Below are 23,618 nucleotides of genomic sequence, written 5' to 3'. Positions count from 1 at the left end.
TGCGGGGAGCCCTCGGCGCCTGTCCCCGCACGCTTCGAGCGGCCGTTCTCAGATCACCACGAAATCGAGATTCGTAACGGCCAAACCCTTGGAGAGGGTGGCGAACTGGAGCGCCGCTCCCTTGCCGTTGCCGTCCGCGTCGTAGAGCAGGGCCCCCGTGGTCTTGTTGTAGATGATCCGATCGTCCCCGTCATGGGCAGCAGCGCCGACGTGGAAGGCCGCCTTCGACAACGTGCCGGTGCGCGTCAGGCCGCGGAAGACCCCGTTCTCCAGTTTGATCGTGTCGTCCACCGGCCGGAAGTCGGTGATGCGATCCACATTCGTCCGGGAATTCAGGGCGGTGTTGAACACGAAGGTGTCACGGCCCGCGCCGCCCGTGAGGACGTCCTTGCCGGTGCCGCCGTTCAGCGTGTCGTTCCCCGCGCTGCCCCCGAGGGTATCGTTGCCGCCGAGACCGAACATTGCATCGCTGACGCTGGTTCCGGTGATCGTGTTGCTGCCTGCCGTTCCGCTGATGCTGACGATGTCGTTCGAACCCAGGTGCAGGGAACCGAGGGCGGACACTTGAGCCGATGACAGAGTGATGCGGTTGTCGATCGCATCGAAAGTATCGACGCCCTTGGCGATGAGCGCGCCGATCTGCGCCGGGGTCAAAGCCGCGAGTGTCGCGCCGTTGTCACGCAGGGTGACCATGTCGCCCGCGCTGAAGCTCAGGGAGCCGAGGGCCGACAGTTGAGCGGAGGAGAGCACGATCCGGTCGTCGACCGCGTCCAGAACGTCGATGCCCTTGGCGATGAGCCCGGCAATTCTGTCCGCCGACAGGGTGGCGAAATTGGCGCCCGTGTCCACGACCGCGACCGTGTCGCTCGCGCTGATGGAAAGCGCGCCGAGAGCCGACAATTGCGCGACGGAGAGCGTCACCTGCTCGTCGATGGCGTCCAGCGTATCGACGCCCTTGGCGATGAGGGCCGCGACCTGGGCCAGGGTCAGGGCGGAAATGTTCTCGCCCGCATCCGTGACGGTCACGCGATCGCCGGCACTCAGGTTCAGAGTGCCGAGATTGGCCAATTGCGCCACCGAGAGCGCAACCTGATCGTCGGTCGCATCCAGCGTATCGACGCCCTTGGCGATGAGGGCGGCGATCTGCCTCGCCGTCAGGGCGGCGATGTTGGCGCCCGTGTCGGACACCGCCACGACATCGTCGTCGCTCAGGGTCAGAGTGCCGAGAGCTGCGAACTGGGCGGCCGTAAGGGTCAGATCGCTCGTGGCATCGATGGCATCGAGGCCCTTGGCGATCAGGGCGCCGATCTGCGCCGGAGTCAGGGCCGCGATGCTCGCGCCGGTACCGGTCAGCGTCATCAGGCCGGTCGTGACGAGGCGAATCGGCTCGAGAGCGTTGAATTGCGCCACCGACAGGCTGAGAGGATCGTCGTTCACGTCGAGGCTGTCGATGCCCTTGTCGACGAGCGCCTGAATCTGCGCCGGGGTCAGGCGCTCGATGTTCCGGCCGGTATCCACCAACCGGACCCGGTCGCCCGCGCTGAAGTTCAGGGTTCCAAGGGCCAGAAGAAGGGCGGCGGAGAGCACGACTTGGTTGTCGATGGCGTCCAGCGTGTCGACACCCTTCGTGGTGAGGTCTGCGATCTGCGCCACGGTGAGATCCGCGAAGGCCGCGCCCGTATCCGAGACGGATATCTGGTCTTCCGCTCTCAAACCGAGCGACCCGAGAGCCGCGAACTGGAGCGCCGAAAGATCAATCCGGTTGTCGGTGGCAACAAGCGTATCGACGCCCATGACGCCGAGGATGGCGATCTGTCCAGGGGTGAGCGCAGCGATGTTCTGGCCGGTATCGGCGACCACCACCGTGTCGCCTGCCGCGAAATCGACGGAGGTCTCCGCCAGGAAGGCCGCCTGGTCCGCATTCAGCACCAGCCGATTGTCGGTGACGTCGATCCGATCCAGCCCCTTGAACCCGAGAGAGAAGATCTGCGCCGGAGTCAGGGCCGAAATGTTCTCGCCCGTATCGGACAATTTCACGTTGTCGCCGGCCGTCAGACCGATCGGGGAATCGGCCAGAACGGCGGCTCGCGCGGCATCCAGGACCAGGACGTTGTCCGTCGCGTCGATCGTATCGAGCCGCTTGTCCACCAGCGCGGCGAGCTGTCTCAGGGACATGGCTGCGATGTTCGCGCCCGTATCCGAGAGGATCGTTTCGTCGTGCTGGGTCAAAGTGATCGGCGAGTCCGCAACGATCATGGCCTGGGCCGCGTCCAGGATCAGGAGATCGTCCAAGGCGTCCAGGGCTCCGAGGCCTTTCTCGGCCAGGTCGGCGAGCTGATCCGCCGACAGGGCGGCGATATGGGCGCCTCTGTCCGCCACCACCATGGTCGAGGCCGTCAGGGCGACGGATGCTCCTGCCAGGGTCGCGGCTTGAGCCGCATCGAGAACCAGTTGCCCGTCGGTCGCATCGATCACGCTGAGGCCCCGTTCGAGAAGCGTCGCGAGCTGCGTCGCACTCAGGCTCGCGATGTTGGCTCCCCTGTCCGACACGACCACCGTGTCGTCCGCCGAAAACCCGATGGACGTCTCCGCGAGAGCGGCGGCCTGTGCGGCATCCAGGGTCAGCAGATCGAAGAAGCCGTCCCGGGCGTCGATGAGGCTGACGCCTTGGTCGGCGAGCGCCGTCATCTGGGCAGCCGTCAGGGCGGCGATGCGCGCGCCCGCATCCGCCAGAACCACCGCTCCCGTCGAGAGGAGCGCCACGGATGCGCCGGACAGAATGTCGGCTTGCGCCGCGTTGAGGACCAGATCGCCGTCTATGGAGCCAAGACCGTCGAGGCCCTTCTCGGCCAGCATCGCGAGTTCGGCTGCGGAAAGGCTGGCGATATTGTCGGACGTGTCTCCCACAATCGTCACGTCGTCGGGCATGAAAACGATGGCCGAGCGCGCCAGGGCGACGGCTTGAGCCGCATTCATGCTCCACGCGTCGTCGGAGCAGTCGATGAAGTCGATGCCCTTGCCGGCGAACGATGTGATGTCCTCGGGCGTCAGATGCTCGAGACTGTCGGCGGAATCGTAAAGAATCGCCGCATCGCTGGGATGCAGGCGAACCGCCCCAAGAGCGCCGATCTGGGCCGCCGTGAGAAAAAGAATGTCGGTCCAGCTGTCGAGGAAATCGACATTGTCGGCGGACATTTGCGCAAACCAAGCCGCGTCGAGCGCATAGATGTTCAGGGGATCGTCCTGGATGATGACGAGATCATCGGGGTCGAAGGCTCCCGTTTCAGCCAGATACTCGTCAACTGTGAGCTTCAAATCCATCGTCTCGTCCCCTTATGATACGAATGTTGTATTGTATCATTATTCGGCCGGGCGCAAGCTGGGATCGTCGAGGCCGAGGGCTTCGCTTCCGACCGTCTCCCAGCATCGCCCCAGGGCGTCCGGACAGGGTGTGATGACAATCGCCCAAACCTTGCAACGGCGCCTTCCGCTCGCCGGCGAGCGATCCGGGACGCGGCGCGGGCGGAAACTGCGGCTTGACAGCGCGACGCTGAAAGAGTACAAAACATGAACACTGACGAAGTGCGAGCGAAACCAGTCCCGCTCCATCGCGTCACCGGAACCTCCACCGCCCAGGCACCGCTTTGACGTCGCTTGGGCGGTTTTTTATCAGTTCGATGCTCTCCCCATAAAACCGCGGATGGCTTGCTGCGAAAACCGGGTCCACGCTTCGCTGTCGCGGCCCGCCGGGTCCGCACGATGCGCTGGAGCATCGGACCCAAAAGTGGGAACCGGTTTTGCGTGGAAAGATGCTCAGAAAACCATAGACTTACAGCATCGGATGTGGGTCCGACCACAGTACACGACTCATGTTGCTTTGAGCCTGATCGGACATTTTGCCGTCCATGCGTTTGCGGCGATGTGAGGGGTGTTGAAGAGCGCCTGCCTGAGGGTATCGAGGCCGGTGCGGAACCATGACTTCGCGCGCCGGCCATGGACTTTTCGTGGGATGGCCTTGAGCCCCATGGTGCGCGACGCGGTGGCGTAAACCCAGGTGATGGTGAGCGCCAGAAGGGCGGTCAAGGTTTCGATCTTGCCCGGATCGGCCAGGTGCGTATCCTCCAGGTTGAAGCCGCGCGTCTTGGCCTCGGCAAACAGGCATTCGATCGCCCAGCGCCGGCGATAGGTCTGCAACGCCCGGCGCGGATCGGTGCGGTTGGTCAGCACGACGAGCCATTGGCCGCTTTTGATCCGGCGGGCGGCGAGCCGCAGCGGGGTCGGGTGGTCGGGCAGGAACACGTCGACGGTGTGGATGAGGTGGCGTGCGCGCTTGGTGCGCAACAGGGTCCGGATCGACCACAGCTGCCGGTCGGCGAGCGCCAGGCGCAAGTCCTCCTTGACCCGGATGGCGAACGGAATGTCGTGGTCGATCAGGAACTTGATCCAGTCGGCCCCGATGAACTCACGGTCGGCCAGCAGCAGCTCGATGGTGTCGGGCCCAAACCGGGCCAGATAGCGCCGCATCAGGGCCATGCGCTGGGCGCTGGTGCTGTTGCCCGGATGGGTGAGAACGCTCCACAGCAGCGGCACCCGGAAGCGGCGCGTGACGATGGCCAGCACCAGGATGTTGATGTCGCGGCGGCCGATCTTCCAGTGCGTGCGGTCGAGCGCCAGGCATTTCGGCCGCGACAGGTTGAGCATGCGGACCACCAGGGCGGCCACCACCGTTTGGTCGAAGCGCACAACCTGGAAGAAGCGTTGCAGGCGACGGTATTTCGAGGCATAGCGGGCCGGTCCGGGAAACTGGCTGGCGACATGGGTCAGGTTGACCGTGCGGCCCTGGATCAGCGCGACCAGAAACAGGCAGGCGGTTTCCAGACGGGATTGGCTCAGACCCAGGTGCGGCGCTAAAGTCCGCATCAGGGCGGTGCGAAGACAGATCGGCATAGCAGGATCCTTTTGGCGAAGAATCCGCTACTCCACCAGATCGCACCGTCCACCACCAGACTGTCGTGTACTGTGGGGTCCGACTTCACGACCGATGCTGTAGCCCGATCATGCTGCCGGGGAGCCCGGTTTTGCGCAGCGCTTTTGGATTCCCAAGCGGCCGGGGACGATCTAAACTCTCATCGTCGTATCCGGTGCAGCGCTGGCCTGACGCCAGCTTCCCTCCTGAAGGAGGCCGCCATGTATGCACGACTGACGACGTTCCGCGTGAAATCCGACAAGTTCGACGACATGCGCCGGTGGCGCGAAGAGAACCAGACCAGGATCTACGGCCAGCCCGGCCTTCGCGAATGGGTTGGGCTGATGGACGAGCACGGCGAGTTCACCGTCGTGGCCTTTTTCGACGATGAGCAGGCCGCCCGCGATTCCATGCCGTATGTCCGCAGCCTCTGGGGCGAGATCGCTCCCATGATCGAGGGCGAGCCGACGGCTCGCTTCGTCGAAGTCATGGGCGGCGACGGCATCGCCACGCGCGGGGTCGTCGCCGCATAAAGCAGGACATCCCCGCACCCGCCGTCATCCCCGCCTTCGCGGGGATGACGGCAAGGGGCTGATGAAGAAAGGGGATGACAGAGCTTCATTCCGCTGACGGGTCCGGGTCTGCGCACCGCGCGGCCCATATCGGCGCGACGGCCGATGCTTCATCAAAGAGATAGAGCAGGCATTCTGATCCCGTCAGAATGCAATTCGCTCTCGGGAATCGGACGTGACATCGAACCTGAATCCGATGCCGTCAGTCTCTGTTTTCGAGCATCTTTCCACGCAAAACCGGTTCCCGCTTCCCGCGTTCGATGCTCCACTTGCATGAGCATCTTTTCACGCAAAACCGGTTCCCACTTTTGCGTTCGATGCTCTGGCCCGCGGCTCGCCGGACTTCTGAGTTAACGCTTTGGCAAAGCGAGATAATTTCAACCGCCTCAGGGATCGGGGGCTCCATTGCATGAGAACAAATAATGAACATTATCGATCAAGTCGCCGAGGCGATCATCAGCCGCGGCGATCTCGCCCATCTCGCCCTGTTCGTCTGGGCGAGCGGGGCCTCGACGCTGCTCGCCATGACTCTGCGCGATCTGTTCGCGGCCAACCGCCGCTTCGATGAATTCGTGCGCGAGCTGTCCCTCTTCAACCGCCGTCACAAGGGAGATTCTCCATGATCCGAACCTCGCCCCGGCGCGCAAGTGGAAGCCGTGAAGCGGGCCCGCCAGGGCCTGCCCTCATCCATTCGAGCCGCCGCTCGATTATTTTCCTGAACCTTGGCAGGAGATGCGCGTTACACGCAAGCCCGCAGGCAAGCGGACGATGCGGGCGCTGCCCGTGATGTCGTCCGCTGTCTCGGGAGTTGTTTCATGAAGAAGCTTGCTTTCGTCGTCCTCATCGGCCTCGCGGCCGCAGCCTGCACCACCACGGAAGAACGTGTCGGCGGTGCGGCGGTCGGCGCAGGCGTCGGTGCCGTGGCCGGTCCGCCCGGCGCGCTCGTCGGCGGAGCCATCGGGGCCGCCGCCGGACCGTCGGTAACGCATCAGGTGCAGGCGAGCACCCGCCGCACCACCCGTCATCGCCATTACCGGCACCACTGACCACCCATTTCCGTTCAAGGGAATCCGAGGGCCCGCCGATCGGCGGGCCTTTTCGTTCGAGCCCGATCCTTTTTCAAACGCTTTCGGATCGACTTGATGCCTGGTGTTGAAACCAAATCGTCGTCCAGCGACGTCGCATGGGCGTTCGAGGATTTCGCCCGCGCCTTCAAAATCTTCAAGGACACCAACGACACCAAGGACACCAACGACACGCGCCTCTCCGAGATCGAGCCGCGCCTGTCGAGCGACGTGGTGACGGATGAAAGGCTCACCCGCATCGCCGACGCACTCGACCGCTCCCGCGCCGCGGGCTCAGTGCCTCGCCCATGCTCCGTTGCGGGCCGTGAGGCTGGCGATCGCCTGCCGGATCCATCCGAGATGGTCGATGAGGGGCGTGACCGCGGTGAGCCCTCCGCAGGCGCTGGTACCGCCGCTGCGCAAGGCGCCGCTCGACCAGCTCACGATGCCGTAGAGCAGATAGCTGTTCTGCGTCGCGGCGAGAATCGGTCCGCCGGAATCGCCCCGGCACGCTCCCGCGCCGCTCGTCTCGGCGAGCCGCTCCCGGTCGGCGACGATCAGGACGCGATTGGCGACCTTGATGGGGCCGAGCGAGACGAGATTGGCCTGACGCAGAACGCGCGCCGTGCCCTTGAGGCTCTCATTCGAGACGCCGAACCCCGCGATGGTCACATCGTCGCCGACATTGATCCTGCCGGACAGGCTCGGGTCGAGCGGCAGGAAATCGCCGCCGAGCGGACGTTCGAGGAGCAGGATCGCCAGGTCGACGCCAGGCTGCGTGCGCGGGGTCGTGCCTGTGACGAAGCTCGGATGGACGGCCAGCGCAATGACCCCGACGCGCTGTGGCTTGAAAGCCTTGTTGACGCTGACGACCCGGTAGGTGGCGGCGTCGGTCACGCAATGGGCCGCCGTGAGGACGAGACCCGGGCCGATGAGAGCGCCGGAGCAGAGTTCGCCCGTGGAATTCTCGATCGATACGACCGAGCGCCGCAGGCCGTTCGGATCCCGCGATGTCGCTCCCAGCAAGACGGCCTGCGCGTTGCTCGTGAGGAATGTCAAAGCCGTGAAAACGAGGATTGAAAGCGCGCGCATCTGAATATGGGGGAGGAATCGCAATGGTGGGGAAGGCCTGTCGCGAGAGGATAGTTCCATCGGGCCCGAAATTTCCAGCACCGTGATCACCGGACGTGAAATCGAACCTGCATCCGACACTTCAACATTGTGATCCCGACCATCTTTTCACGCAAAACCGGTTCCCACTTTCTCGCACGATGCGCTAATCGCCCGACCAGGAGGCCGCACGGTTCCAGGCTCTCAGCGTGCGGTCGATCCAGTCCTTCTGCGGGCCGAGAAGGATGCCTTGCGTGATGCCGCCGCAGCTTTTGCCGCGGGTGGGCGACGACCAGGACGTGACGGCGGCGATCAGCGCTCCCGAGGCCATCGGGCCGCCGGAATCGCCCTGGCAGGCCCCCATGGCGCCGGACCCTTGCGTCCACAGCAGGATCCGGCTCGGGCCGTAGGGCTCCGTGACCCTTAAGGACGCCGTGCGGAAGGTTCCGGTCGTTTTCGCGTCGCCCTCCCGGGCGAGGCCGTAGCCGCCGACGACGATGGGCTCGTCCTTGGCGGGCGGGGCGGCCGTCAGCATCGCCCGCTCGAAGCGCTCGGGGAGGGCCTCGGGGATCCGCACGAGCGCCAGGTCGATGGAGCGCTGGCGGGTCTGGATGGCCTTCGCGTTGTAGCCCGGATGCACGGCCTTGGCGGCGAGGGGGATCAGCACCGGCTCGCCCGCCGCGTCGCGAAAATGAACCCGGTGCTCGTCCGCGCCCGTCACGCAATGGGCGGCGGTGAGCACCACGTCGCGCGCCACCACGACGGCGCTGCAGACGCCCCCGTTCGAACTCAGCACCATCACGCTCCGGCTGGCGAGAGGGCCCTGGTCCTCCGCGCCGCCGACGATCGCCTTCGCTCCGGTCGCCGCGAGCGGGAGGGCGAGAGAGAGCGTGATCAGACGTTTCATCATGAAAGGATTCCCGTTGCGACGATCCCGGTATTCGTGGAGGACCCCGCCGTCGAGCCCATATCCGAGCCCATATCATTGTCCGCCGTGAAGGCCTATCTCCGCCTCGACGTGGATGCCCGTGACGGGAGGGGGATGCATTCTCCGTCGTCATGCCCGGCCTTGGGCCGGGCATCCACGTCTTCTCCGCACAGCGCCTCCAAGACGTGGATGGCCAGGACCGATCCCCGGATCAAGTCCCGGAGCGGCCATGACGAAGACAGACCGTGACGAAGACAGACCATGACGACGACAGGCGATGACGAACGGACGACGCGCGAAGTCGCGCGCGATCTCGTGCGCTGGCCGGCCATCGCCCGAGGCCGGCGCGGGATGGAGGGAGCCCTGCTCTCAGGCGCTCTCGTTGTCGAGCATCGCCATGATCTCGTCCTTGATCTGCAGGCGGCGACGCTTGAGCTCTTCCTCCGCTTCCTCCGATTGCGGCTCCACCCGGGTCTCGATGCGGTGGATGGTGCGGTTCAGGTCGTTGTATTCGTCATAGAGCCGCGAGAAGCGGTTGTTGGTCGTCTTCAGCTGGTGAATCCGGTCGGCCCTGCCCGGGAAATCCTCGGTGAGGTCGTTGGGAGCATTGCTCATCGCCTGCTGCCTCCGTGTCTGATCGTCCTGTGTCTGATCGTCCTGTCGGACGACAACGCCACCCCGTCTTTCTTCGTTTCATCGTCACGAGGTCCGCTTTGCCCTCGATGTCGGCATCGCCGCCTCCACGGTTTTCCGGATCCTGGCCACCCGGACGATTGCGAGCTAGACTGTCGCGCCGGGCGGAGCCCTCGAGGGCTCCGCCCGGCGATCCGATGCGCTCTTCCGAGACGGGAGCGTCGGTCCCGAAAGCGCGGATCCGCTTCAGGGGCCGGTGCCCTGGCATTCAGAATTCATTCAGTGCTCAAAAGGCACAAGGCGGCATGCGTCTGGTTTGGCTGGTCATCGCGGTGTGGGGAATGGTGGGGGCTGCGTCCGCGCAAAGCGCGACCTCGGCCCTCAACAATTGCCTGCCGCCCCGGGAAATGCAGGAGGCCGTGGCCTCCAAGGGCGTCGTCGCGCCCGCTTCCGCCGTCATGACGGCCCGCCGTCAGGTTCCGAACGCGGATGTGGTGCGGGCGAGCCTCTGCCGCAGCAGCGACGCCCTGGTTTATGTGATCATGGCCTTGCAAAAGGACGGCCGTATCGTTCAAGTGACGATCGACGGCTCGTCCGGGCGGGTCAAATCGGTCCAGTGAAAAGAAAGCTCGAAACGTGCGCCTTCTCGTTGTCGAGGACGACAAGATCCTCAATAAACAGATTGTGACCGCCCTCGAACAGGCGGGCTACGCGGTCGATACGGCTTTCGACGGCGAGGAAGGACAGTTCCTCGGGGACACCGAGCCCTACGACGCCATCATCCTCGATCTCGGCCTGCCCAAGGTCGACGGCGTGTCCGTCCTCACGGCCTGGCGCCGGGAGGGCCGCAAGACCCCCGTCATCATCCTGACCGCCCGCGACCGCTGGAGCGACAAGGTCCAGGGCTTCGACGCCGGGGCCGACGATTACGTGACCAAGCCGTTCCACATGGAGGAGCTCCTGGCGCGCGTCCGCGCCCTGCTGCGCCGGGCCACCGGCCACGCCACGAGCGAGATCGCCTGCGGCCCGGTCAAGCTCGACACCCGCTCGGGCCGGGTGGCTGTCGACGGCAATCCGGTGAAGCTCACCTCGCATGAATACCGGCTCCTGTCCTACCTGATGCACCATACGGGGCGCATCGTCTCGCGCGGCGAGCTGACGGAGCATCTCTACGATCAGGACTTCGACCGGGATTCGAACACCATCGAGGTCTTCATCGGCCGCCTGCGCAAGAAGCTCGGCGTCGATATCATCCAGACCGTCCGCGGCCTGGGCTATCTCCTCGACGCGAGCCAGACCCATCCGAAGCCGTGAGCGGTCTACGCCCGATCCTGAACCGTTTCGCGAGCCGGCCCATCGCCGTCCGGCTCGCGGTCTCCTCCGTCTTCTGGAGCTTCGCGATCCTCCTCATCGCCGGGCTCATCCTGCAGGCGCTCTACCGCGACAATACGGAGCGGGCCTTCGACCAGCGCCTTCTCGTCTATGCCAACACCCTGGCGTCCAACCTCGTGGCCCCGGGCGATCCCGACCGCGACCTCGGCCCGATCGGCGATCCGCGCTTCGAGCTGCCCTTGTCCGGCTGGTACTGGCAGGTGGCGCGGCCCAACGCGAAGCCGGGCGAGATCCGCTCGTCCAAATCCCTGTTCGGCGGACAGATCCCGAGCCTCACCATCAGCCCCGACGACCGCTTCGGGCAGATCCGACGCGGCTACGGCAAGGCGCCGGACGAGCGCAATCTGCGCATCGTCGAGCGCGACATCGACCTGGGCGAGGACGGCCGCTACATCATTCGCGTGGCGGGTCCGGCGGATGAAATCGACATCGGCGTCCGCGATTTTCTGTTCGCGCTCACCGTCACCTTCGCGCTGCTCGGGCTGGCGCTCGGCTTCTCCACGCTCCTGCAGATCCGTTTCGGCCTGAGGCCGCTCTCCAATCTCCGCAGCGCCCTGGGCACCATCCGGCGCGGGGAGGCGGAGAGGATCGCCGGCGAATATCCCCGGGACATCGCGCCGCTCGCGAGCGAGCTGAACCTTCTCCTGGACACGAACCGGGAGATCCTGGAGCGCGCCCGCACCCAGGTCGGCAATCTGGCCCACGCCCTCAAGACTCCGCTCAGCATCATCATGAACGAGGCGGAGAACGCTCCCGACGAGGTTGCTGCCCGCGTGCGCGAGCAGGCCGCCCTGATGCGCGATCAGGTCAATTACTATCTCGACCGCGCCCGCGCGGCGGCTCTGGCCGGGACGCTCGGAACGCTCACGGAAGTGGAGCCCGTGATGGCGAGCCTCGCGCGGACCTTCGCCAAGATCTACCGCGACAAGGACCTGGCGTTCGAGCTCGCGATTCCGCCCGATCTCCGGTTCAGGGGCGAGAAGCAGGATCTGGAGGAGATGGCCGGCAACCTGATCGACAACGCCGCCAAATGGGCCTCCCGAAAGGTCGAGATATCCATCGAGATCATCCGCGAGGACGACGACCGTCCGCGCTTCCGCCTCTTGATCGACGACGACGGTCCGGGGCTTCCGGAAGCGGCGCGGGCCGAGGTCCTCAAGCGCGGCCGCCGCCTCGACGAAACGAAGCCCGGATCCGGTCTGGGGCTGTCGATCGTCAGCGATCTCGCGGCTCTCTATCGGGGATCGCTCAAGCTCGATGCAGCTCCCCTCGGCGGACTTCGATGCGTGCTCGAGCTGCCGGGGGATAGAGGCTAGCCTTATGTACATTTACGCGTGACACCGTGCCACCGTCGTGCTTGACGAGGACTCGGAGTATTTGGGAATACATGGTGATCTGGATCATACTGTTACTGATGACGGCGGCTGCCGTGATGGCGGTGCTCTGGCCGCTGTCGCGTCATCGTGCGCTCGCCGCGCGACAGGCTGACCCGGATACCCAGTTCTACCGCGAACAGATCGCCGAAATCGACCGCGACCGCGAGCGCGGCGCGCTTCTTCCAAGCGAGGCCGAGGCCGCCAAGGTCGAGGCCGGGCGCCGGCTTCTGCGCGCGACCGGCGTAGCGGACCCGGAAACCTTCGCGGCTCTCGGCGAACCGGCCCTTCGGCGGCGCAGGGCGGCCTCGACGCTGGCCCTGTCCTTGATCCCGATCATCGCGCTCGTCCTTTACGGGGCCTATGGGTCGCCGCATCTCATGACCCACCCGCCGCGGCAGAGTGAGGCCGAGGCTCAGGATACGGGCCAGAGACTCGACCTCATGGGCGCCGTCGCCCAGATCGAGGCCCATCTGGCCAAGAACCCGGAGGACGGACGCGGCTGGGAAGTGGTGGCTCCGGTCTATATCCGGATGGGGCGGATCGACGAGGCCGTCCGGGCCTACGAGTCCGCGGTGCGTTATCTCGGCCCGAGCCCCGAGCGGCTGTCCAATTTCGGCGAGACCATGGTGCTCGCCAATGACGGCCTCGTCTCGGCCGACGCCCAGAAGGTATTCGAGCAGGCGGTGGCGCTGGACAAGACCGCGCCGAAGGCGCGCTTCTATCTCGCCATCGCGGCCGAGCAGGACGGGCAGGTCGAGAAGGCCAAACGGGCCTACGGCGAGATTCTCGCCTCCTCGCCCGAGGGGGCGCCGTGGGTCGGCGTCGTCCGGCAGCGCCTGGCCGGTCTCGGCGGTGAGCAACCCGCCGCGGAGCAGCCGGGCGATGCGCCCCGGATGGGCGCCGAGGACATCGCCCGCATGGTATCGGGGCTCGCCGAGCGTCTCGAGACTCAAGGCGGATCGGCCGACGAATGGGCGCGCCTGATCCGCTCCTATGCGGTTCTCGGGCAGCGCGACAAGGCGCGGGCCACCGCCGAGCGGGCCCGCCAGGCCCTGGCGCAGGACGAGGCCGGGCTGAAGATCATCGACGCGACGGCGCGCGACATGAAACTGACTGACGCAGGACCATGACAAGAAAGCAGAGACGTCTGACCCTGATCGGCCTCGCGGGAGGCATCCTGGCGATCGCCCTCGGTCTTGTGCTTTACGCCATGAACGACACGATCGTGTTCTTCAACTCCCCCGCCGACATCCAGGCCAAGAACGTTCAGCCCGGTACGCGCCTGCGCCTGGGAGGGCTCGTGAAGGAGGGCTCCGTCCAGCGCGGGTCCGACCAGCAGATCACCTTCGAGGTGATGGATGCGCAGGGCGCGATCGAGGTCCGTTACAAGGGGCTGCTGCCCGACCTGTTCCGGGAAGGGCAGGGCATCGTGGCCGAAGGCGTTCTGGAGAGCGCCACCCTGTTCCGCGCCGATTCCGTTCTCGCCAAGCATGACGAGAACTATATGCCCCGCGAGGTGGCCGATACGCTCAAGAAGCAGGGGCATTGGCAGGGTGAGGCCAACGCCGCGCCGAAGACGCAGTAGAGAAGGAGAGCCTGGTGTTCGTTGAGGCTGGACATTTCGCGCTTGCGCTGGCGCTCGGGCTATCCGTGATCCAGCTCGTCGTGCCGCTCTGGGGCGCGCGCGCCAACGATCCCGTGCTGATGTCGGTGGCGCCCGTGACGGGCCTCGCCGTCTTCGCCTGCATCGCCTTTTCGTTCCTGGCGCTGACCTTCGCCTATGTCACCTCCGACTTCTCCGTCGTGAACGTGGTCGAGAATTCGCATTCGGCCAAGCCGCTGATCTACAAGATCTCCGGCGTATGGGGGAACCACGAGGGCTCGATGCTCCTGTGGGTGCTGATCCTCGCGCTGTTCGGGTCCGTCGTGGCTCTCGCCCGGAACACCATTCCGCTGCGGCTCCAGGCCAACACGCTGGCGGTTCAGGCCGCGATCACCATCGCGTTCCTGCTCTTCATCCTGCTCACGTCGAATCCGTTCACCCGGATCATTCCGGCTCCCGCGGAGGGACAGGATCTCAATCCGCTGCTGCAGGATCCCGGCCTCGCGATCCATCCGCCGCTCCTCTATATCGGCTATGTCGGCTTCTCGATCTCCTTCGCGTTCGCGATCGCCGCCCTGATCGACGGGCGGATCGACGCCGTGTGGGCGCGCATCGTCCGGCCCTGGACCCTCGGCGCCTGGGCGTTTCTGACGCTCGGCATCGCCATGGGGTCGTACTGGGCCTATTACGAACTCGGCTGGGGCGGCTGGTGGTTCTGGGACCCGGTGGAGAACGCCTCGCTCATGCCGTGGCTCGCGGGCACGGCTCTCCTGCATTCCACGGTCGTCATGGAGAAGCGCGACGCCCTGAAGGTCTGGACTATCCTTCTCGCCATCCTGACCTTCTCGCTCTCCCTGCTCGGCACCTTCCTGGTGCGCTCGGGCGTTCTGACCTCGGTGCATTCCTTCGCGGTCGATCCGGAGCGCGGCACCTTCATCCTCGGCATCCTCATCCTGTTCATCGGCGGCTCGCTCGCGCTCTTCGCCTGGCGCGCGCCCCTGCTCAAGCAGGGCGGCCTGTTCGCCCCCATCTCGCGCGAGGGCGCGCTCGTGGTGAACAACCTGTTCCTGGCGACGGCCTGCGCGACGGTTCTGATCGGCACGCTCTATCCGCTCGCCCTGGAGGTGCTGACCGAGGACAAGATTTCCGTCGGCGCGCCGTTCTTCAACTTCACCTTCCTGCCGCTCATCATTCCGCTGCTCCTGCTCCTGCCGCTCGGCCAGACGCTCGCCTGGAAGCGTGGAAACTTCCTCGGCACCGCGCAGCGCCTCTATGCCGTATTCGGCCTCGCGCTCCTCGTCACGATGGGCCTGTTCGCCCTGACCTATGGCGGGCCCGTCGCCGCGCCGCTCGGGATCGGCCTCGGGGTCTATCTGGTGCTCGGCTCGTTCAACGAGATCGTGACGCGCGCCTGGTCCAGGGGCACGTCCCTGTCGGTCGCCTGGCGCAAGGCCGCGAACCTGCCGCGCTCCGCCTGGGGCACGGTGCTGGCCCATGCAGGCGTCGGCCTCACGGTCATCGGCATCGCGGCCACCGCCTGGGGCGTGGAGTCGCTGGCCTCGGTCAAGGTCGGCGAGAGCATCCGGGGAGGCGACTACGAGGCTCGCCTCGAGCGGATCGTTCCCCGCACCGAGGCCAATTACCGGGAGGATGCGGCGGTCTTCACCATTCTTCGCCAGGGCCGGGCGCTGGGGCCGCTGGAGAGCATGAAGCGCCTCTATGTGACCCGCGGCATGCCGACCACCGAGGCGGGCATCATGACGGTGGGCCTGGGCCAGGTCTATGTCAGCCTCGGCGAGATGCAGGCCGACGGTTCGGTGGGCGTGCGGCTCTATTACAAGCCGCTCGTGCTGCTGATATGGATCGGCGCGCTCGTGATGGCCCTAGGCGGAGGCATCTCCCTGACCGACCGGCGGCTCCGGATCGGCGCTCCGGTGCGGGCCAGGGCCTCCGCCGCCGCGCCCGTTCCCGCCGAGTAAAGCCATGCGGTTCGTTCTCGCCCTCCTCGCCCTCCTGACCGCCGTCGGGCCGGCCTTCGCGGTGCAGCCCGACGAGGTGCTGAAGGATCCGGCTCTGGAAAAGCGCGCGCGGGACATCTCCTCGGGCCTGCGCTGCCTCGTCTGCCAGAACCAGTCCATCGACGATTCCGACGCGCAGCTCGCCCGGGACCTGCGGCTTCTCGTGCGCGAGCGGCTCGTGGCCGGCGACGACGACCGGCAGGTGCAGGACTTCCTGGTGCAGCGCTACGGCGAGTTCGTCCTGCTGAAACCCACCTTCAGCGCCCACAACATGCTTCTGTGGCTGACCCCGGTGCTGGTCCTGGTTCTCGGGGCCGCGGGAGCCTGTGTCGCCGCCCTCCGCCGGCGCCCGCAGGGCGCGCAGACCCTGAACGAAGAGGAGCGGAAAGCCCTGGAGGCGCTGCTCAGCCGCGACCGGCCGGCGTCCTGACGAATCGCGATAGATCTTGCCTAAACCTGGATAATTTGGCTTTGCCGCAGGCCCTTCCAGAAGGGTCACGGAACCTTGTGACAATTCGCGGAGGACTGACTGGTGCCGGCCTCGAAGCGGCTGGGCCGCAAGTTATGTTGTCAAGTTCGGTGAAACCAATCATGATCCCTCACGTTGGAGTGTCGCTATGAGGGACACCGACCGCAAAAGACGTAAGGTAAAGAGGGGCCTCGCCATGACCGCCCGTAAAACGCGCATTGCTGAACGTGATGCCGCAGCTCGCGATGAGCAGGAGGCGAAGAAGCGCGTCCTTCTTGCAAAACCTCAGGAGGAGCCTGTCGATTATTCAGCTCTCCGCAAGAAGGTGATGGCGCGGTTCCCGAAAGTGCTCGCACATCTTGCCAAATGAACCTCTTTGGCTTCCGACTGCGGAAGTCTTGGAGATCTGCCGGGACGCGGTCGCTTCGACCGGAGAGCCCTTCCTGCTCCTGAGCTACGACCTCCTGGAAAGTGCTGTCTACAAGCCGCGCGCTCACTATCACTATGCCGGCGAGCGGGACCTGCTGACGCTGGCGACGACCCTTTTGTTCGGTATTGCCCGCAATCATGCGTTTGAGCAGGGAAACAAACGGGCAGGCTTCATAGCGGCCGTCATCTTCCTGGAAATGAACGGCTACATGCTGACGATCGCCGACACGGAGGAACTCGGCGATTGGGTCCTCCAAGTCCTCAATGGCGACATGACGGAGAAGCAATTCGCCGAGGCGCTGCGGCCCTTCGCGACAGAATTCTATGACGGATGAGGGAACGGGTTTGCGTTCGTTCGTAGGCGGAAGCGCAAGAAACCTTACCAACAATTCATCTTGAGGTGAGAGTACCGTAAGGCGCGCGCCCCCATCTTCTTCTCAACACGAACCGAGAAGGTTCTTTCAGGAGAGAAGAGATGTCGGACAAGGTTCCTGCTCCCATCCGTCACAAGACCGCCAAATGGCTCGGCGCCGCGGCCGTTGCGGCCCTGATCGCGGGCGGCGCCGTCGGCGGCGGGCTCGTCGTTCCCAATCCGGCCCATGCCGAGCTGCGCTCCATGTCGCAGCCGATGCAGGGCCTGCCGTCCTTTGCGGACATGATCGACAAGGTGAAGCCCGCGGTCGTGGCCGTGAAGGTCAAGGTGCAGAACGTGGCGTCCCGGGACGACGGCGACGGCGAGCAGTTCGCACTCCCCGATTTCCCGCCCGGCAGCCCCATGGAGCGCTTCTTCCGCCAGTTCCGCGACCAGCAGCCCGATAGCCCGCGCGGGCGCCGTCCGCAGCCGCGCCAGTTCGGCCAGGCTCTCGGCTCCGGCTTCTTCATTTCGGCCGACGGCTATGTCGTGACCAACAACCACGTGGTCGAGAACGCCGCCGACGTGACCGTGACCATGGATGACGGCAAGGAGCTGCCGGCCAAGGTGATCGGCACCGATGCCAAGACCGACCTCGCCCTGCTGAAGGTGGACGGCGGCAGCGACTTTCCTTACGTGCGCCTCGCCGACCAGAAGGCCCGCATCGGCGATTGGGTGCTCGCGGTCGGCAATCCGTTCGGCCTCGGCGGCACGGTGACGGCCGGCATCGTCTCGGCCCAGCACCGCGACATCGGCGCAGGCCCCTACGACGACTTCATCCAGATCGATGCGCCGGTGAACAAGGGCAATTCCGGCGGCCCGACCTTCAACCTCTCGGGCGAGGTCGTGGGCGTGAACACGGCGATCTATTCGCCTTCGGGCGGCAGCGTCGGCATCGCCTTCGCCATTCCGGCGAGCACGGTGGAGCAGGTCGTCGCCTCGCTCAAGGACAAGGGCGCCGTCACCCGCGGCTTCATCGGCGTGCAGATGCAGCCGGTCACCAAGGAGATCGCGGAGGCGATCGGCCTGAAGGACGCCAAGGGCGCGCTGGTGGCCGAGGCGATCAAGGATGGCCCCGCCGCGAAGGCGGGCGTCCAGACGGGCGACACCATCATCGCCGTGGACGGCCAGCCGATCAACGAGGCCAAGGACCTGTCCCGCAAGGTCGCCCAGGTCGCGCCCGGCAAGACCCTGTCCCTGACGCTCTGGCGCCAGGGCAAGGAGCGGACCGTGACCCTCGAGGTCGGCAGTCAGCCGAAGGGTGCCTGATCCTTCGGCACAGAACAGGGCACCAGGATCTTAAATGTTGATTGCCCCCGACACCTGGTGTCTTCTGCCCGCGGCGGCCGGCCTCCTCCCCCTCCAGGGCCGGCCGCCGCGGGCTTAACGTGCTTTGAAGACAGGCGATGCGGATTCTCATTATCGAGGACGACAAAGAAGCGGCCTCCTACCTTGTGAAGGCGTTCCGGGAGACGGGCCACGTGGCGGACCATGCTCCCGACGGGCTCGACGGATACGCCATGGCCGAGGCGGGAGATTACGACGTGCTCGTGGTCGACCGCATGCTGCCGAAACTCGACGGCCTCTCCCTCATCCGCTCCCTGCGCGAGCAGAAGGTCGAGACGCCGGTCCTCATCCTGTCCGCCCTGGGGCAGGTCGACGACCGGGTGAAGGGCCTGCGGGCGGGCGGCGACGATTATCTTCCGAAGCCCTACGCCTTCTCCGAGCTTCTGGCGCGCGTCGAGGTTCTCGCGCGGCGCCGCCCTTCTGCGCCGAACACCGAGCCGACGATCTACCGCATCGCCGATCTCGAACTCGACCGGCTCTCGCATCGCGTGACGCGCTCGGGCCAGGAGATCGTGCTGCAGCCGCGCGAGTTCAGGCTGCTCGAATACCTGATGAAGAACGCCAATCAGGTCGTCACGCGCACCATGCTGCTGGAGCATGTGTGGGACTACCACTTCGATCCCCAGACCAACGTGATCGACGTTCACGTCTCGCGGCTGCGGTCCAAGATCGACAAGGGCTTCGACAAGCCGCTCATCCACACCATCCGCGGCGCGGGCTACATGGTCCGGGTCGGTTCGGTGGAGGGCGAGGAATGAGCGCGCCCCCATGACCGGCCTCGGCAAACTCTTCCGAACCACCGCGTTCAAGCTGTCCTTCGCCTATCTCGTCGTCTTCACGCTCTTCGCCTTCGTGACGCTGGGCTATGTCGCCTGGAGCGCCGAGAAGGTGCTGACCGACCAGTTCGTCTCGACCATCGAGAACGAGATCGACGGGCTGGCCCAGCAATACAGGATCGGGGGCTTGCGCCGCCTGGTGAACGTGGTCGACCGGCGCTCCCGCACGCCCGGCGCGTCGCTCTATCTCGTCACCACCGAACTCGGCGAACGGGTCGCCGGCAATGTCGGGGCCCTGCCGCCGGGCGTGATCGACCGGGTGGGACAGTTCGAGACGCTCTACAACCGCACGGACGAGACGGATACGAAGCCCAACCTCGCCCTCGTGCGCGTCTATGTCCTGCCGGGCGGTTTCCGCCTGCTGGTCGGCCGCGACATCGAGGAGCGCATCCGCCTGCGCGACGTCATCCACAAGGCGATCGGATATTCCCTGCTGTTCATCGGCGTCCTCGGCTGCCTGGGAAGCTGGTTCATCGCGCGGCGGGTGCTCAAGCGCGTCGACGACATGACCGACATCACCCGCGACATCATGGCCGGCGATCTCGACGGGCGATTGAAGATCGCCGGTACGGGCGACGAGCTCGACCGCCTGGCCGAGAACCTCAACGACATGCTCGACCGCATCGGCGAGCTGATGCGCGGCATGCGCGAAGTGTCAGACAACATCGCGCACGACCTGAAGACGCCGCTGACAAGGCTGCGCAACAAGGCCGACGAGGCGCTGCGCACGGCCAAGACTCCCGACGAGCTCAAGGCCGCGCTGGAGGCCACCATCGAGGAAAGCGACAACCTGATCCGCATCTTCAACGCGCTTCTCATGATCGCCCGGCTGGAGGCCGGCAATGCGCGCGAGGCCCTGGCCGATTTCGATGCGGCGGAGGCCGTCCAGGACGTCGCCGAGCTTTACGAGGCCGTGGCGGAGGAAGTCGGCGTATCGCTCGACGTCTCCGTCGAAAGCGGATTGCCGATCCACGGCAGCCGCGAATTGCTGGGCCAGGCGATGGCCAATCTCCTCGACAATGCGCTCAAATACGGCGCCGCCTCCGACGGCAGCGCGCAGACCATCGCCGTGTCGGCCCAGCGCATCGGCCAGGAAGTGAGGATCGTCGTGGCGGATCACGGGCCCGGCATTCCGGAGGAGGAGCGCAGCCACGTCCTGGAGCGGTTCGTGCGGCTGGAATCCGCGCGCTCGCGCCCGGGCTTCGGTCTCGGCCTGAGCCTTGCCGCCGCCGTGGCGCGGCTCCATGAGGGGCGTCTTCTCATGGAGGACAATGCGCCCGGGCTGCGGGTCGTCCTGATCCTGCCCTTGAAGGACGCACCCGCCGCACCGGTCGCCCTGCCGTCCGCCGCCTGAGCCTTGCGGCGGACGACCGCGATTCACTTTTCGGTTGCCTCTTGTCCGGCGGCGTGAACACTCAGGCCATCTCGAGACATGAATGGATTGGCCGTGCCGGACCAGAACCGCTCCCTCATCAGCCGCCTGACGCAGGCCCCGCCCGTTTCCGAGCGCAAGAAGGCCAAGGCTGAACTCGCGGAGTTCATAGAGCGGGCCCGCCGGGAGCCGGAGGCCGCAGACCTGGCGGCGCATCTCGACAAGGGATTGTTCCGCGATCTCCTCATGGCCCTCGCCGATTATTCGCCCTTCCTCTGGCAGCTCGTCCTGGCCGATCCGGTTCGCGCGGCGCGGCTTGGGCTGGGGGAGCCGGAAGCCGTCCATGCCGCCATCCTGGCCGACCAGGCGAACCTGTTCCGCCGCGTGCGCGCGGGCGAGATCACCCGCGACGATGCAACGAGAGCCTTCCGGCGCAACCGCAACGCCCATGCGCTCCTGGTCGCCCTTGCCGATATCGGCGGCCTCTGGGGAACGGAAGCGGTGACTCAGGCCCTCTCCGATTTCGCGGACGCCTCGGTGTCGGGCGGCCTGAACCTGATCCTGACGGACACCGCGGATCTCGGCCGCATCACGCTCCAGAATCCGGAGATGCCGGGCGAGGGCGCGGGCATCACGGTGCTCGCGCTCGGCAAGCATGGGGCGGGAGAGCTCAACTATTCGAGCGACATCGACCTCGTGATCTTCTTCGATCCCGAAACGCGGGCGATCAGGGAGGGGGCCGAGGCGACGACGATCTATACCCGCATTGCGCAGCAGCTGGCCCGGCTGCTGCAGGAGCGCACGCCGGACGGCTATGTGCATCGCGTCGATTACCGCCTGCGCCCGGATCCGGGCTCGACGCCCACGGCGATGTCGCTCTCCTCGGCCTATGTCTATTACGAGACCCTCGGGCAGAACTGGGAGCGCGCGGCCTTCATCAAGGCGAGACCCGTCGCGGGCGACCTGACGCTCGGCGAAACCTTCCTCAAGGAGCTGCGGCCCTTCATCTGGCGCAAATATTTCGACTTCGCCTCCATCGCCGACGTGCACGCCATGAAGCGGCAGATCCACGCGGTGCGCGGGCATGACGAGATCGCGGTGGCGGGCCACGACATCAAGCTCGGACGCGGGGGCATCCGCGAGATCGAGTTCTTCGTGCAGACGCAGCAGCTCGTCTTCGGCGGCAGGCGCCCCGCGCTCCGGGGCCGGCGCACCCTCGACATGCTGGTCGAGCTGCACAACGAAGGCTGGATCACGGCCCAGGCGCGCGATGAGCTGTCCCAGGCCTATCGCTTCTTGCGGACCATCGAACACCGGCTCCAGATGGTCGCCGACGAGCAGACGCAGCGTCTTCCCTCGGACGAGGAGGAGCTCGAGCGCTTCGCGCATTTCTGCGGCTATCCCAGCCTCGCGGCGTTCTCGAAAGCGCTGACGGATCAGGCGAAGATCGTGCAGGGCCATTACGCGCTGCTCTTCGAGGAGGGACCGGAACTCGCATCCGATGTGGGCAGCCTGGTCTTCACCGGCACGAGCGATGATCCGGAGACGCTCGCCACCCTTCAGCGCATGGGTTTCCGCGAGCCGGAAAAGGCGGCCGAGACCGTGCGCGGCTGGCATTTCGGGCGGCGCTCCGCCATCACCAGCGCGCGGGCCCGCGAGGTGCTGACCGAGCTCACTCCGGCCCTGCTGTCGGCGCTCGGCGGCACCGCCGATCCCGACGGAGCGCTCGCGGCTCTCGACAGCGCGTTCGGCCGCATGCCGGCCGCCGTCGAGCTCCTCACGATCCTGCAATCCCACGACAAGCTGCGCCTGCGCTTCGCGGACCTTCTCGGGACCGCGCCGCGGCTCGCCAACACGGTCGCGCAATCGCCGCATGTGCTCGACGTCCTGATCGATCCCGCCTTCGGCATTCCACGGGTCGACGAGGCGGCGATTGAGGAGCATGTGCGCCAGATCATCGCAAGCCCCGCCAATTACGAGGAGTTCCTCGACCGCGCCCGCGATGCGGCGCGGCAGATGCGGTTCATCACGGGCGCGCGGCTTCTCTCCGGCATCATCTCTCCCGCGCAGGCGGGCGAAGCCTATGCGGCGATCGCGGCCGCGATCGTCCGAGCCTCCTTCGCGCGCGTCCGGCAGGAATTCGAGGCCGAGCACGGCGTGATTCCCGGCGCCAGGGTGGCCGTTCTCGGGCTCGGGCGCCTGGGCACGAAGGAACTTACGGCGGGCTCCGATCTCGACCTCGTCGTCGTCTACGATTTCGACGAGGAGCGGCGCGAGAGCACCGGTCCGCGCTCCCTCGACGCCGTCGTGTATCACACGCGCCTCACTCAAAGGCTCGTCGCCGCCCTGACCGTGCCGACCCGGCGCGGGCTCCTCTACGAGGTCGACCTGCGCCTGAGGCCCCAGGGCGGCAAAGGACCGCTCGCCGCGCAGTACAAGGGCTTCGTCGCCTATCAGCAGAGCGAGGCCGAGCTGTGGGAGCACATGGCACTCACGCGCGCCCGCATCCTGTTCGCCGACGCCGATTTCGCGCCGCGGGTCGCCCGGTCCATCGAGGATATCGTGGGCGCCGAGCGCGACCCTCGCCACGTGATGGCGGAGGTGCGCGCGATGCGCGACCTGATCGCGCAGGAAAAGGGCGACGACGACCCGTGGGATCTCAAGCTCGCGAAGGGCGGCCTGACCGATCTGGATTTCATCGCGCAGGCGCTCGTCCTCGCGCATGCGAACCGGCACGCCGCGCTGATCGGGCTGCCGTCCGAGGAGACCTTCCAGGAGGCTTGCAGGGCAGGGCTTCTTTCGGATGCGGACGCGAAGGACCTCGTCGAGGCCCATCGGCAATTCAACGCGATCTTCCAGTGGCAGAGGCTGGCGATCGAAGGAGCCTTCGTTCCCGACCGCGTTCCGCCCGCCATCTTCAAGCGCCTCGCGACGATCGCGGGCCTGCCCGACGCCAAGGTGCTGCTGACGCATCTGAATGCGGTGCGCGAGCATGTCCGGGAGATTTACGACCGCGTCCTGAGCTGACCGGTTTCGAGGGGAGCTGCCCGCACCTCCTCCGCATTCTCCCGTTATGCCGGTCGCCGGACTT

The 23,618-nt window shown here is 66.1% G+C and carries 21 protein-coding genes; 16 read left to right on the top strand and 5 right to left on the bottom strand.

The genetic code is table 11. From position 1 onward, the window contains the following. Positions 1-48 precede the first annotated feature (48 nt). On the bottom strand, positions 49-3,321 hold the full coding sequence (locus RE429_RS15895; RefSeq protein WP_414471691.1) for a hypothetical protein: 3,273 nt from the start codon (positions 3,319-3,321) through the stop codon (positions 49-51). Between the two features lie 546 nt (positions 3,322-3,867). Beyond that, positions 3,868-4,947 carry an IS4 family transposase gene (locus tag RE429_RS15890; protein ID WP_414470626.1) on the bottom strand — a complete coding sequence of 360 codons (1,080 nt, stop codon included), beginning with the start codon at positions 4,945-4,947 and terminating at the stop codon, positions 3,868-3,870. A 240-nt stretch (positions 4,948-5,187) separates the two neighbouring features. Here RE429_RS15890 and RE429_RS15885 point away from each other — a divergent pair, with 240 nt between their 5' ends. From RE429_RS15885 to RE429_RS15875, 3 genes are all read left to right on the top strand, one after another. Beyond that, on the top strand, positions 5,188-5,499 hold the full coding sequence (locus RE429_RS15885) for a hypothetical protein (protein ID WP_414471690.1): 312 nt from the start codon (positions 5,188-5,190) through the stop codon (positions 5,497-5,499). A gap of 461 nt (positions 5,500-5,960) precedes the next feature. Then, positions 5,961-6,161 (top strand): hypothetical protein, encoded by a 201-nt coding sequence (locus RE429_RS15880; RefSeq protein WP_414471689.1) that lies wholly within the window; start codon positions 5,961-5,963, stop codon positions 6,159-6,161. A 192-nt stretch (positions 6,162-6,353) separates the two neighbouring features. Next, positions 6,354-6,584, top strand: a complete 231-nt coding sequence (locus tag RE429_RS15875) for a hypothetical protein (protein ID WP_414471688.1) — start codon at positions 6,354-6,356, stop codon at positions 6,582-6,584. A 312-nt stretch (positions 6,585-6,896) separates the two neighbouring features. Here the strand turns inward: RE429_RS15875 and RE429_RS15870 are convergent, their stop codons facing one another. The 3 genes from RE429_RS15870 to RE429_RS15860 all read right to left on the bottom strand — a co-directional run bounded on the left by RE429_RS15870 (position 6,897) and on the right by RE429_RS15860 (position 9,255). Then, entirely contained in the window at positions 6,897-7,694 is a 798-nt protein-coding gene (locus tag RE429_RS15870; RefSeq protein ID WP_414471687.1) for a S1 family peptidase, read from the bottom strand. Between the two features lie 184 nt (positions 7,695-7,878). Beyond that, a complete protein-coding gene (locus tag RE429_RS15865) occupies positions 7,879-8,622 on the bottom strand; it encodes a S1 family peptidase (RefSeq protein ID WP_414471686.1) in 744 nt (247 codons plus the stop codon). Positions 8,623-9,009: 387 nt separating this feature from the next. Next, positions 9,010-9,255, bottom strand: a complete 246-nt coding sequence (locus tag RE429_RS15860) for a YdcH family protein (protein ID WP_414471685.1) — start codon at positions 9,253-9,255, stop codon at positions 9,010-9,012. Between the two features lie 323 nt (positions 9,256-9,578). Between RE429_RS15860 and RE429_RS15855 the strand changes: the two genes are divergently transcribed. The 13 genes from RE429_RS15855 to RE429_RS15795 all read left to right on the top strand — a co-directional run bounded on the left by RE429_RS15855 (position 9,579) and on the right by RE429_RS15795 (position 23,554). Continuing rightward, positions 9,579-9,893, top strand: a complete 315-nt coding sequence (locus RE429_RS15855; RefSeq protein ID WP_370438334.1) for a PepSY domain-containing protein — start codon at positions 9,579-9,581, stop codon at positions 9,891-9,893. Between the two features lie 16 nt (positions 9,894-9,909). Continuing rightward, positions 9,910-10,587, top strand: a complete 678-nt coding sequence (locus tag RE429_RS15850; RefSeq protein WP_370438333.1) for a response regulator transcription factor — start codon at positions 9,910-9,912, stop codon at positions 10,585-10,587. After that, complete coding sequence (locus RE429_RS15845; RefSeq protein ID WP_414471684.1) at positions 10,584-11,981, top strand: sensor histidine kinase; 1,398 nt, start codon at positions 10,584-10,586, stop codon at positions 11,979-11,981. Before RE429_RS15850 ends, RE429_RS15845 begins: the two co-directional genes overlap by 4 nt. Positions 11,982-12,079: 98 nt before the next feature. Next, the gene (gene ccmI / locus RE429_RS15840) at positions 12,080-13,171 is read left to right on the top strand and encodes a c-type cytochrome biogenesis protein CcmI (protein WP_414471683.1); all 1,092 of its coding nucleotides are present in this window, start codon (positions 12,080-12,082) and stop codon (positions 13,169-13,171) included. Further along, complete coding sequence (ccmE, locus tag RE429_RS15835; protein WP_414471682.1) at positions 13,168-13,626, top strand: cytochrome c maturation protein CcmE; 459 nt, start codon at positions 13,168-13,170, stop codon at positions 13,624-13,626. The genes ccmI and ccmE overlap by 4 nt, the downstream gene beginning before the upstream one ends. A gap of 14 nt (positions 13,627-13,640) precedes the next feature. Beyond that, complete coding sequence (locus tag RE429_RS15830; protein ID WP_414471681.1) at positions 13,641-15,623, top strand: heme lyase CcmF/NrfE family subunit; 1,983 nt, start codon at positions 13,641-13,643, stop codon at positions 15,621-15,623. A 4-nt stretch (positions 15,624-15,627) separates the two neighbouring features. Then, complete coding sequence (locus RE429_RS15825; protein WP_414471680.1) at positions 15,628-16,092, top strand: cytochrome c-type biogenesis protein; 465 nt, start codon at positions 15,628-15,630, stop codon at positions 16,090-16,092. Between the two features lie 235 nt (positions 16,093-16,327). After that, on the top strand, positions 16,328-16,501 hold the full coding sequence (locus RE429_RS15820; protein WP_414471679.1) for a hypothetical protein: 174 nt from the start codon (positions 16,328-16,330) through the stop codon (positions 16,499-16,501). 28 nt (positions 16,502-16,529) lie between these two features. Further along, on the top strand, positions 16,530-16,895 hold the full coding sequence (locus RE429_RS15815; RefSeq protein ID WP_414471678.1) for a type II toxin-antitoxin system death-on-curing family toxin: 366 nt from the start codon (positions 16,530-16,532) through the stop codon (positions 16,893-16,895). A 140-nt stretch (positions 16,896-17,035) separates the two neighbouring features. Then, positions 17,036-18,241, top strand: a complete 1,206-nt coding sequence (locus tag RE429_RS15810) for a S1C family serine protease (protein ID WP_414471677.1) — start codon at positions 17,036-17,038, stop codon at positions 18,239-18,241. Between the two features lie 137 nt (positions 18,242-18,378). Continuing rightward, positions 18,379-19,077: a winged helix-turn-helix domain-containing protein gene (locus tag RE429_RS15805; protein ID WP_414471676.1), complete on the top strand. Its 699-nt coding sequence runs from the start codon at positions 18,379-18,381 to the stop codon at positions 19,075-19,077. Positions 19,078-19,087: 10 nt separating this feature from the next. After that, positions 19,088-20,509 carry an ATP-binding protein gene (locus tag RE429_RS15800; protein ID WP_414471675.1) on the top strand — a complete coding sequence of 474 codons (1,422 nt, stop codon included), beginning with the start codon at positions 19,088-19,090 and terminating at the stop codon, positions 20,507-20,509. Positions 20,510-20,587: 78 nt separating this feature from the next. After that, positions 20,588-23,554 carry a bifunctional [glutamine synthetase] adenylyltransferase/[glutamine synthetase]-adenylyl-L-tyrosine phosphorylase gene (locus RE429_RS15795; protein ID WP_414471674.1) on the top strand — a complete coding sequence of 989 codons (2,967 nt, stop codon included), beginning with the start codon at positions 20,588-20,590 and terminating at the stop codon, positions 23,552-23,554. Positions 23,555-23,618: the final 64 nt, after the last annotated feature.

This window comes from Microvirga sp. M2, from assembly GCF_047497095.1.
Taxonomy (GTDB): Bacteria; Pseudomonadota; Alphaproteobacteria; order Rhizobiales; family Beijerinckiaceae; genus Microvirga.
Note: the sequence above shows the minus strand (reverse complement) of the source record. Positions and strands in the feature narration are given on the sequence as shown.

Excerpts from the sequence above, each read along its gene's own strand:
- RE429_RS15895 (WP_414471691.1), bottom strand. The coding sequence starts at position 3,321 with ATGGATTTGAAGCTCACAGTTGACGAGTATCTGGCTGAAACGGGAGCC.
- RE429_RS15890 (WP_414470626.1), bottom strand. The coding sequence starts at position 4,947 with ATGCCGATCTGTCTTCGCACCGCCCTGATGCGGACTTTAGCGCCGCAC.
- RE429_RS15885 (WP_414471690.1), top strand. The coding sequence starts at position 5,188 with ATGTATGCACGACTGACGACGTTCCGCGTGAAATCCGACAAGTTCGAC.
- RE429_RS15880 (WP_414471689.1), top strand. The coding sequence starts at position 5,961 with ATGAACATTATCGATCAAGTCGCCGAGGCGATCATCAGCCGCGGCGAT.
- RE429_RS15875 (WP_414471688.1), top strand. The coding sequence starts at position 6,354 with ATGAAGAAGCTTGCTTTCGTCGTCCTCATCGGCCTCGCGGCCGCAGCC.
- RE429_RS15870 (WP_414471687.1), bottom strand. The coding sequence starts at position 7,694 with ATGCGCGCGCTTTCAATCCTCGTTTTCACGGCTTTGACATTCCTCACG.
- RE429_RS15865 (WP_414471686.1), bottom strand. The coding sequence starts at position 8,622 with ATGATGAAACGTCTGATCACGCTCTCTCTCGCCCTCCCGCTCGCGGCG.
- RE429_RS15860 (WP_414471685.1), bottom strand. The coding sequence starts at position 9,255 with ATGAGCAATGCTCCCAACGACCTCACCGAGGATTTCCCGGGCAGGGCC.
- RE429_RS15855 (WP_370438334.1), top strand. The coding sequence starts at position 9,579 with ATGCGTCTGGTTTGGCTGGTCATCGCGGTGTGGGGAATGGTGGGGGCT.
- ccmI (WP_414471683.1), top strand. The coding sequence starts at position 12,080 with ATGACGGCGGCTGCCGTGATGGCGGTGCTCTGGCCGCTGTCGCGTCAT.
- ccmE (WP_414471682.1), top strand. The coding sequence starts at position 13,168 with ATGACAAGAAAGCAGAGACGTCTGACCCTGATCGGCCTCGCGGGAGGC.
- RE429_RS15825 (WP_414471680.1), top strand. The coding sequence starts at position 15,628 with ATGCGGTTCGTTCTCGCCCTCCTCGCCCTCCTGACCGCCGTCGGGCCG.
- RE429_RS15820 (WP_414471679.1), top strand. The coding sequence starts at position 16,328 with ATGACCGCCCGTAAAACGCGCATTGCTGAACGTGATGCCGCAGCTCGC.
- RE429_RS15810 (WP_414471677.1), top strand. The coding sequence starts at position 17,036 with ATGTCGGACAAGGTTCCTGCTCCCATCCGTCACAAGACCGCCAAATGG.
- RE429_RS15805 (WP_414471676.1), top strand. The coding sequence starts at position 18,379 with ATGCGGATTCTCATTATCGAGGACGACAAAGAAGCGGCCTCCTACCTT.
- RE429_RS15800 (WP_414471675.1), top strand. The coding sequence starts at position 19,088 with ATGACCGGCCTCGGCAAACTCTTCCGAACCACCGCGTTCAAGCTGTCC.
- RE429_RS15795 (WP_414471674.1), top strand. The coding sequence starts at position 20,588 with ATGAATGGATTGGCCGTGCCGGACCAGAACCGCTCCCTCATCAGCCGC.